The following is an 8904-nucleotide window of genomic DNA, read 5'->3' on the forward strand; positions in this document are numbered from 1 at the left end:
AGTGCGAGAAGCCGAACTTCTTGTAGTTTTCGGCCCTGGAATACATGGAGGACTCATAGGGATGGAAGGCCAGAGACTTGGATGGCGACCCCCAGGCCTGGTTGACCGTGGGTATCCAACTCAAGTGAGGGATGACCTGCTGATAGGGGGATGTCAGCGAGGGATCGAAGTTGGCCATGGACAGGCCGGTCATGGCCTGGAACTCCAGATTGGCCGTGCCGCCGCCGTAACCGGAGGAGAGCATGAGTCCGCTGGTTGTGCCCTCCTTGATGGATCTGATATGAGGCATGGGGTCCTGGTTGAGTGCGACGCCCGGCACACGCGTGGGATCCGAGAACGACTCGGAGAGGATGTAGACCAAACTCGACTCATTCATATAGGACTTGCGGTCAAGGTTGATGCGGTCCGCAGAACGCTGGTAGCGGTGGGCCAGAGACTGCATGGTGGCACGGCTGTATCCGGCGGGCTGGTCCATGACCTTGGGCCGCAGCTGCCGAGAGAAGGACACGAAGACCCCGTTGCGCTGGGCATCATAGACCGAGTCCCACATGGAGGGTATATCGCCCATGAACTGCGAGAAGCGATAGGCGGGGCTGCCATAGGTGCCCACGGTGGACATGAACAGTGCCACCACCAGGACCGGGACCAGCACCCCTACCGTACGCAGTCCCGCGCCCAGGGGCTTGTTGCCGGTGGCCACCGGACGGCCGCGACGGGCATCCATCCGTGTCACCAACCAGCAGAGCACTCCGAGAATGACCAGGGCCAGGACTCCCAACCCGATCATAAGCAGGGACCGTGCCGGCAGGAAGGTGAGCAGGTTGGCCGCATCGGCATGGAGAAAATCCAAATCCGAGGGCAGAACGGCCTCATACCGTGCACGCACCTTGAAACGTTCGATGACTGCAATGACCGCGCAGATGGCCAGGATCAGCCCTGATGCCGCCCAGAATCGATTGGTCAGGTAGGCCAGAGCCAGGTAGACCAGGCCCACAGCCAGCATGTTGAGCACCAGGACGAACCGACGCTGGGTCCACATGGCCGAGATGAAGCCCCAGAAGCCGATCAGCGGGTTGGAAAGCTCTACCCGGGAGCTGTTCAGGGAGACCCCCCACTGCAGAATGCCCACTGACAGGAAGTCAATCAGGATGAAGGCGAGCAGGTAGATCCACCCACGCACCCGAAGACGTCCGGTCATGTTCTGCACCCAGGATGTCCACCGGCCGGGCTGACGCTTACGATCCTTCACCGCTTACTCCTGACTTTGGCGACTGGGCCCCATGGGCCTTTACCGATACCTGTGCCATTGTTCCCATCAAGGGCGACAAGCCCCGTGAAAACACCCTTTAGCGAACATGAAGAGGAAGTGGACCCGTCAGGCCTTGGCGCCCGGAACCTGCTGGACCAGGGCGCTGATCCAATCCTCCAGGTTCCGGTACTTATCGGGGCGCTGCTCGCTGACTTCGAACACCGGCACATGGGCTTTACGGGCCTCAATGGCCAGATCCTTGGAGGTTCGGTTGACTTCCTGGGTGTTGAGCACCAACATGTCCAACTGGCTGGATGCCAGCAAATGGCGGAAGGCCACCAGGTCCTCGGGCGAAGGCTCGCTCTCGTTGGCGGCCGCCCGCAGGTACCCCTCGGGGGTCAGATCCTCCATGCCCAGATCATGGCAAAGATAGTAGGCAGCCGATTCCGTGGCCGCATAGTGCCGGCCTTGGGTCTGCTTGCGCGCTTTGGCAATCAGATCGTCCAGCCGGGCCTGTCGACCCTGCCAGTCCTGGTAAGCCTTGTCAAAGTCGGTCCCGCGACCTGGGCGCAGCTGCCGGTAGGCCTCATGCACAGCCTTGGCAGCCGCTCTCCTGCTCTGGGAGGAAAACCAGAGATGGGGATTGTCTCCGGCCTTGTGCCCTGATGCCTTGGATATGTCCACCAGCCGGGCCTGCCCGGTTTCAGCGGCCTTGGCTGCCCAGTCGTCAATTCCGGCCCCGTTGACTATGACCAGATCTGCGCGGCTGATCCGGGCGATGTCTGCCGTTGTCGGCTCATAGTCATGGGCATCAGTGGAGGTGTTGCTCAGAATAGTATCCACCCGAGCCTGGTCGCTTCCCAGGTCCACGGCCAGGGACTGCCACTGATTGATGCTGGTCACCACTTGCAGAGTACTGGACTTTGTAGCTGACGAGGATGATTCGCTCTTCCCGCAGCCAGTCAGACATGTCAGCAGGGTCAGTCCGACCAGCAGGCCTGCGGCCAAGGTTCGAGTCCGACGGAAGCGTGTACTGCTGGTGTGCATGGATGGGGATTCCTTCCTGGCGGCGGCGCGATATGAGCCTGTTGCGGTATCTGTCGAACGTTACTGAGATTGATTATCAATAAATCTACCATAGACGAACCCGTGACCGGGATCCGGGGATTCAGGCCTGTCAAGAATGAATGCCTGCCTAAATAGTCTCCGTGAGCCCGAACATTCCCTATACTGAACTGCGGATGTATTTTCCTTGGAAGGAATGGCATGGGTGCATGGCTGGCAAAGGTCCATCTGACCCAGGGATGGCTGCCCGCGTCACTGTTTTTATTGACGGCCTTGGCCCTGATCGTGCTGACGCTGACCGGACTGACACACGGACGCTGGCGGACCCTGCTGCGGCAGGCGGCCATTGCCCTGGGCATAGGAGCCTTAGGACTGTTGGCCACCTGGCTGGTCTCCGATGTCTTCATGCTCTTCGGTGTCTCCCTGGGCTGGATGGTTATCATCAGCGTGGCCTTGGGCTTTCTTGCTGTGGGGTTCGCCGTCTGCATCCTGATCACCGCCCGGGGGTGGCGCCGGATCCTGGCCGCACTGACCGTCCTGCTTTGTCTGCTTTCCACCGGGCTTCGCGTGGATATCATCTACGGCGAATTCACCACCTTGGGGTCCCTGTTCAGCGTCTCCCTCTACCCTGATTACCGAGACCACAAGGCAGCCAGACCGACCATGAGCGTGGCCCAGTGGCAATCCCTGGCGTCAAAGGGCGAGCTGCCCTCGCATCCGAGTGCCGGCCGCTCCTACAGCATGCTCATCCCCAACGGGCACTCCCGATTCGCGGCCCGGCCAGCTGATGTCTACCTGCCGCCCGCCGCCTTGAGCGACAGACCGCCTGCACTGCCTGTATTCGTTCTTCTGGCCGGCCAGCCCGGCAGCCCCGACCGGCTCTTCACGGCTGGAGCCATTCCGGCCATGATGGATGCCTATGCTGCACGGCACGAGGGCCTGGCGCCAGTGGTGGTTTCCCCCGACCAGAACGGGTCCTCCTCCCACAACAGCCTGTGCGTGGACTCCCCGGTCTACGGGAAGGCGGAAACCTATTTAAGTAAGGACGTGCCCGCCTGGATCCGCACAGAGCTGCCCGTCGCCGACCAGCCCCAACAATGGGCCATAGGCGGATTCTCCCAGGGCGGGACCTGCTCTACCCAGCTTGGGGCACGGCATCCCGACGTCTACGGGAACATGCTCCCGGCCGACGGAGAGCTAGAACCGACCCAGGGTCGGCAAGAGCAAATGATCCGCGACTACTTCGGCGGCGACAAAAGACGCTTCCTGGCCCAGGTCCCAGCCAGGGCCATGCTGGAGCGGGCACCCTCGCACCAGCGCCTGTTCACCGCAGCCGGATCCAACGATAAGGAGTCCCAGCACAATATGATGGTCATTGCCAAGGCCGCCACCCAGGCAGGCATGAAGGTGCAGGCCGTCGTCACCCAGGGGTCGGGCCATGACTGGCACACAGTCAAGACCGCCTGGGAACCCGGGCTGGAGTGGATGGGCGAAGCCATGGGACTAGGACCAATGTCCCGGCCGCTTGCAGATTTTCCGAACATTATCGAAACCAGCATCGACTGAACCGCCGACAGGCCAAAGCGTTCAAGCATATAAGCAGAAAGAGCCGCCGCAATCATGGAGACAACGAATAAGGGATCCGGACTGATGGAGCCTTCGGCTAAGACCGTGCTTTTGCGGGATCTGACCCGATGGATCAGACGCCACGCCTTTGCACTGGCTTTCAGCCTCGCACTGGTCCTGCTCAACCTGATCAGCTGGCTGCTGATCTGGCTGTTGCGCATCCCCGGCAGGACACGGCTGGGCCTGCCCTTGTCCGACCTGATCATTCACCAGGCGCCACATCCCGTTCATGGCCAGGGGCGTCCCTCGCTCCTGGTTCAGTTCGCACGGCTGCTGGTATCCCTGGTCATCACCCCCGGTCCTCTGCAACTGGTCATAGATGTGGCCCTGGTCCTAGTTATGCTATGCATCGCCGAGACCCGACTGGGTCGCAGGCGCACCGTGATCACCTCAGTCATCAGCGCTGTAGGCGGCGCGGCTATCGGGCTGGTCATCTGCACCCTGATCAATGCCCTTCAGGACCATTGGGCCTGGTTCATCCGGGTGCCCATGACACTCAGCCCCATCATCCTGGTGGTCGGATCCCTGATGGCATCCATCCCCTTCAGCGACTTCCTCTGGCGGCGCAGGATCGCCACCATAGGCTACACGGCCTTGATCCTGATGGTTTTATATACCGGCAACCCCGGCTACTACTGCGCCCTGGCGGCAGCGCTCATCGGCCACCTGACCGGCCACCTCTGGCACGGACCGGTCAAGGACGCCAATCCGCATGGCCATAGCGGCTCATACGAGACCCGCCACCTGCTGGGAGCCGTCTCCACGGTTCTGGCTCTTGGCCCACTGGTCACCGTCTCCTCCAAAATCCGTGCAGGATTCTTCACCCCGCTGGGTATGTTCCTGGGTTCGGACCCTGGCGGCAGCGCCGCCCTGTCCCGCTGCCTGGCCAAGAACAACCAGGCCAGCTGCTATGCACAGTATGGCCTGGTCGCCGGCCGAGCACCCACCAGCGTCTCGTCCTTGATCATGCCCACCCTGGTCCTGCTGGTGGTGGCCTGGGGCATCTACCATGGCCGCCGGGTTGCCGCTGTCACCAGTCTGGTCCTGAACGGCCTGACCATCGTCCTGGCTGTGCTCTACTACCTGGTTTTCCCGCTGACCATCGGCGACGGCCTGCCCCAGGCCATCCGTCACGGTGCTATTCCCTCTCTGCTGATCATCACTCTTCCTCCGCTGATTCTCAACTGTTTCTTGGCGCGCAACCTGCGCATCTTCCTGGTACGGACCAAGGCCTCACGCCTACAGGCAGGCTGGGCAGCCATCGGTCTGGCCTTTCTGGCCACAGCCGTGGGCTATCTGGCCTTCACCGCAGTTAGTCCCGGCTCCTTCCATCCCTGGCCCACCACCAGCAGAGCGCTCTCCCAACTGCCCGAGCTTTACCTGCCCAATGGTGTGGCCTCGCGCTTCCGGCCGGCTCTGGCACCACGTACTCCGACGGGGATAATCGTTAGCCACGGAGTCGGGCTGATCTTCTGGCTGGTGGTCCTGGTAGTCCTGCTCTCCTGGATGCGCAGCTCGGTCATCCAGAACGGCAGCGAACGCCAGGAGGCCGATCGACTGGTCGAGTACGGAGGCGAGAGCATGTCCTTCATGACCACTTGGGAGGGCAACAGCTACTGGTTCTCCCAGAGCGGCCGTTCAGCCATCGCCTACCGGCTCCTGCACAGCATAGCCCTGACCACCACTGGTCCCTTCGGCGATCCTGAGGAGTATGCGGATGATCTGGACGAATTCACCCGTTTCTGCAACGCCCATTCCTGGTCACCGGTCTTCTACAGCGTCCACAAGCCCCAGCGTGACCTGCTGGCAGCCAGGGGATGGTCCAGCCTGACTGTCGGCTCGGAGATGGTGGTCACTCCCAGCCTTTGGCAGACCAAGGGCAAGAAATGGCAGGACATTCGCACAGCCATCAACAAGGCCAAGCGTGACAAGATCACCGACATCCTGACCACATTCAACGATGCCTCCTGGGACGTCCAATCGCAGATTGTGGACATCTCCGAGCAGTGGGCCGAGCTCAAGGCGCTGCCTGAGATGAAGTTCACCCTGGGTGGCCTGGATGAGCTGAGGGATCCTCGCATGGCCATCCTCTATGCCGTGGACGACCAGGGCAAGGTGCTGGCCGTCACCAGCTGGATGCCCACCTACCGCCAGGGCCAGGTGATCGGCTGGACCTTGGACTTCATGAGGCACAGGACCGACAGCCCCAATGGAATCATGGAGTTCCTGATCGCACGGATGGCCGAACGGCTACGCGACCAAGGCACGGCGGAATTCATGAGCCTGTCGGCCGCTCCCCTGGCCGGCATGGACAGCAGCGAGGATCAGACTGCCTTCCTGCAACATGCCCTGCATATGGTGGCAGACCTGATGGAACCGGCCTATGGCTTCCGTTCGCTCTTCTTCTTCAAGAAGAAGTTCCAGCCCAGCGAGCACCCGGTCTATATCTGCTATCCCGACCCGGCTCAGCTGGCCCAGATCGGACTGGCTGTAGTCCAGGCCTACCTACCCAATCTCAAGGCTTCGCAGGCCTGGGATGCCATGAAGACCATCATGCCCAAGAGCCGGGAGGATCACTGACGTCCACCTGACCAGAGTGGCCCCGACAGCTGCTGCACAGGCCATAGACCTCCAAGGTATGCGAGGAGACCGTAAAGCCATGCTCAGCTGCCACGGCCTTCAGCCAGCCATCGTCCGGCGGGCTGATCTCCACGGTCCTGCCGCAGCGTTCACAAACCAGATGGTGATGGTGTTTCCGTTGGGCCAGGCAGACCCTGTAGAGGCGAATGCCCCCATGCTCAATGCAGTCCAGGCTGCCGGACATATGCAGGGAGCCCAGCTGCCGATACACAGTGGCCAAGCCGATCCGCTGGCCCGAATCGTGAAGAAGCTTGTGCAGCTCCTTGGCTGAGACGAAGTCGTTCTGGGACTGAAGAATCCTCCAGATAGCGTTCTTCTGCCGCGTCCGGCGGCCGACGGATGAGCCAGCGTTCATGATTAGACACACTCCTTGGGCTCCACCAAGCCTACATCCGGATTGCCGGGACAGATGTGAGGATTCGGTTCAGTCCAGGTCGGACCAGCAGCCTGTGGCCTCCAGATCCTTGGCCGTCTTCTCCAGATCGTCGGTCAGCACCGTCAGATGCCCCATCTTGCGGTCGGTGCGCACTTCGGCCTTGCCATAATCATGCAGGTACCATTCGGGGTGCTTCCCCAGCAGCTTTCTGACCGGGGCCACATGCTGGCCCAGAACGTTGACCATGACCGCCGGGCTGAGCAGACGAGGATTGGGCAGGGGCCACCCGGCGATGCCCCGGACGTGGGCATCGAACTGGTCCATGGAGCAGGCCTCAATGGTGTAATGACCGGAGTTATGGGGGCGCGGGGCCAACTCGTTGACTACCAGACCGCCATCGGGCATGACAAAAAGCTCAAGGGCCAAGGTGCCGGCCAGCTTGAAGCCGTCAGCCAAAGTCAGAGCCAAGTCACGCGCGCGGTCGGCCATTTCAGGCTCGACCTGTGCCGGTGCCAGAGTCATGTGCAGGATGTTGTGACGGTGCTCGTTGCGCACCATGGGGAAGGTGACATAGTCCTTCCCGTTGCCTGATACCAGTATGGAGGCCTCGAAAGCAAAGTCCACGAACCCCTCCAGCACGGAGGGCGGGAAGTCCCGGCCCTTCATCCGCGCCTGAAAGGCCTGAAGATCCTCCTTGGTGCGCAGGACCGCCTGGCCGTGGCCGTCATAGCCACCGGTTCGCGTCTTGAGCACAGCGGGCATTCCCAACTCCTCCAAGGCTGAATCCAGCTGGTCAAGACTGTCGACCTGCCTCCAGGGGGCGGTATCGATGCCGTGGCGGTTGATGAAGGTCTTCTCGTGGACCCGGTCCTGGGTGACCCTGAGCAAATCAGTCCCCTGAGGGATGGCCACACGATCCCTCACCTGGTCCAGCGCATCGGCATCCACATTCTCGAACTCGTAGGTGAGCACATCGCTGCGTTCAGCAAGCCGCTTGAGGGCATCGAGGTCGCCATAGTCGGCTGTCTCCTGGAAGTCAGCAACCTGAGCCGCGGGAGCATCAGGCGTGGGATCCAACACACCGATGCGGAATCCGTGGTAGCGGGCGCTCAGGGCCATCATCCGCCCCAGCTGGCCGCCGCCCACAATCCCGATGACGGACCCCGGCTCCAGGTGATCAATCCTCCCCTTCGTCTCTTCAGACAAGCTGGGCATTGGACGCCTCCACGGATCGGGCCAGCTCGGCACGGTAGTCATCCAGGGCCTGGGCCAGTCTTGAATCATTAATGGAGAGAATTGAAGCCGCCAGCAGGCCGGCATTGGTAGCCCCGGATGCCCCTATGGCCGTAGTCGCCACAGGAATTCCGGCAGGCATCTGCACGATGGACAGGAGCGAATCAACCCCGCTCAAGGCGTGGGACTTCACTGGCACCCCGATGACCGGCAGCGTGGTCTGGGCCGCCACCATACCAGGCAGATGGGCTGCTCCACCGGCTCCGGCGATGATAACACTTATGCCCTGGCTCCGGGCCTGATGCGCGAACTCCGCCATGCGCCCAGGTGTGCGATGGGCGGAGATGACCTCCTTGGTGTAGACGATAGCGAACCGGTCCAGCATCCGGCAGGCTTCCCTCATCGTCTCCCAGTCGCTCGATGATCCCATGATCACTGCGACGCGTGCCCCTTCATGTGTATTGTCAGCCATCGGCCCTCCAATGTTCATGCATATTTGATACTACGCAAGGCAGGGGAGAAGCCAGCCAATCGTGACGGTCCTATGGATGTAAAGGCCGGGCCTGGTGAACATCAGGCACCCAGCGTCTCCGAACCGCCGCTCCGGACCTAGAATCATTGGATTGCATGACAGAAACAGACAGGAGGGTTATGGGCAAGCTTCTGGACAGCATCGACTCCCCAAAGGATCTGAAGGTTCTCTCCTTGGAAGAGC

General features: G+C 61.5%; 7 protein-coding genes. 2 read left to right on the forward strand and 5 right to left on the reverse strand.

Annotation, left to right across the window (positions count from 1 at the left end; genetic code table 11):
* Together AC0AP0_RS05840 and AC0AP0_RS05845 are read right to left on the reverse strand one after the other, a co-directional pair.
* A partial coding sequence (locus AC0AP0_RS05840) for a sulfatase-like hydrolase/transferase (RefSeq protein ID WP_490429686.1) occupies nt 1–1249 on the reverse strand: 1249 nt, incomplete at its 3' end.
* 126 nt (nt 1250–1375) lie between these two features.
* Nucleotides 1376–2296: a metal ABC transporter solute-binding protein, Zn/Mn family gene (locus AC0AP0_RS05845; protein WP_490429687.1), complete on the reverse strand. Its 921-nt coding sequence runs from the start codon at nt 2294–2296 to the stop codon at nt 1376–1378.
* A 219-nt stretch (nt 2297–2515) separates the two neighbouring features.
* On the opposite strand from AC0AP0_RS05845, the gene AC0AP0_RS05850 reads away from it, so the two are divergent.
* Nucleotides 2516–3880, forward strand: coding sequence for an alpha/beta hydrolase (locus tag AC0AP0_RS05850; RefSeq protein ID WP_490429688.1), 1365 nt, complete (start codon nt 2516–2518; stop codon nt 3878–3880).
* A gap of 54 nt (nt 3881–3934) precedes the next feature.
* Nucleotides 3935–6520, forward strand: coding sequence for a bifunctional lysylphosphatidylglycerol flippase/synthetase MprF (locus tag AC0AP0_RS05855; RefSeq protein ID WP_490429689.1), 2586 nt, complete (start codon nt 3935–3937; stop codon nt 6518–6520).
* Here the strand turns inward: AC0AP0_RS05855 and AC0AP0_RS05860 are convergent.
* From AC0AP0_RS05860 to purE, 3 genes are all read right to left on the reverse strand, one after another.
* Complete coding sequence (locus tag AC0AP0_RS05860; protein WP_490429690.1) at nt 6492–6935, reverse strand: Fur family transcriptional regulator; 444 nt, start codon at nt 6933–6935, stop codon at nt 6492–6494. The two genes, AC0AP0_RS05855 and AC0AP0_RS05860, sit on opposite strands and share 29 nt — an antisense overlap.
* Nucleotides 6936–7004: 69 nt before the next feature.
* Nucleotides 7005–8171 (reverse strand): 5-(carboxyamino)imidazole ribonucleotide synthase, encoded by a 1167-nt coding sequence (purK, locus tag AC0AP0_RS05865; protein WP_490429691.1) that lies wholly within the window; start codon nt 8169–8171, stop codon nt 7005–7007.
* Nucleotides 8155–8661: a 5-(carboxyamino)imidazole ribonucleotide mutase gene (gene purE / locus AC0AP0_RS05870; RefSeq protein ID WP_490429692.1), complete on the reverse strand. Its 507-nt coding sequence runs from the start codon at nt 8659–8661 to the stop codon at nt 8155–8157. Before purE ends, purK begins: the two co-directional genes overlap by 17 nt.
* Nucleotides 8662–8904: the final 243 nt, after the last annotated feature.

The sequence above is a fragment of the Bifidobacterium sp. POST2/T3 (B1) genome (assembly GCF_058197115.1).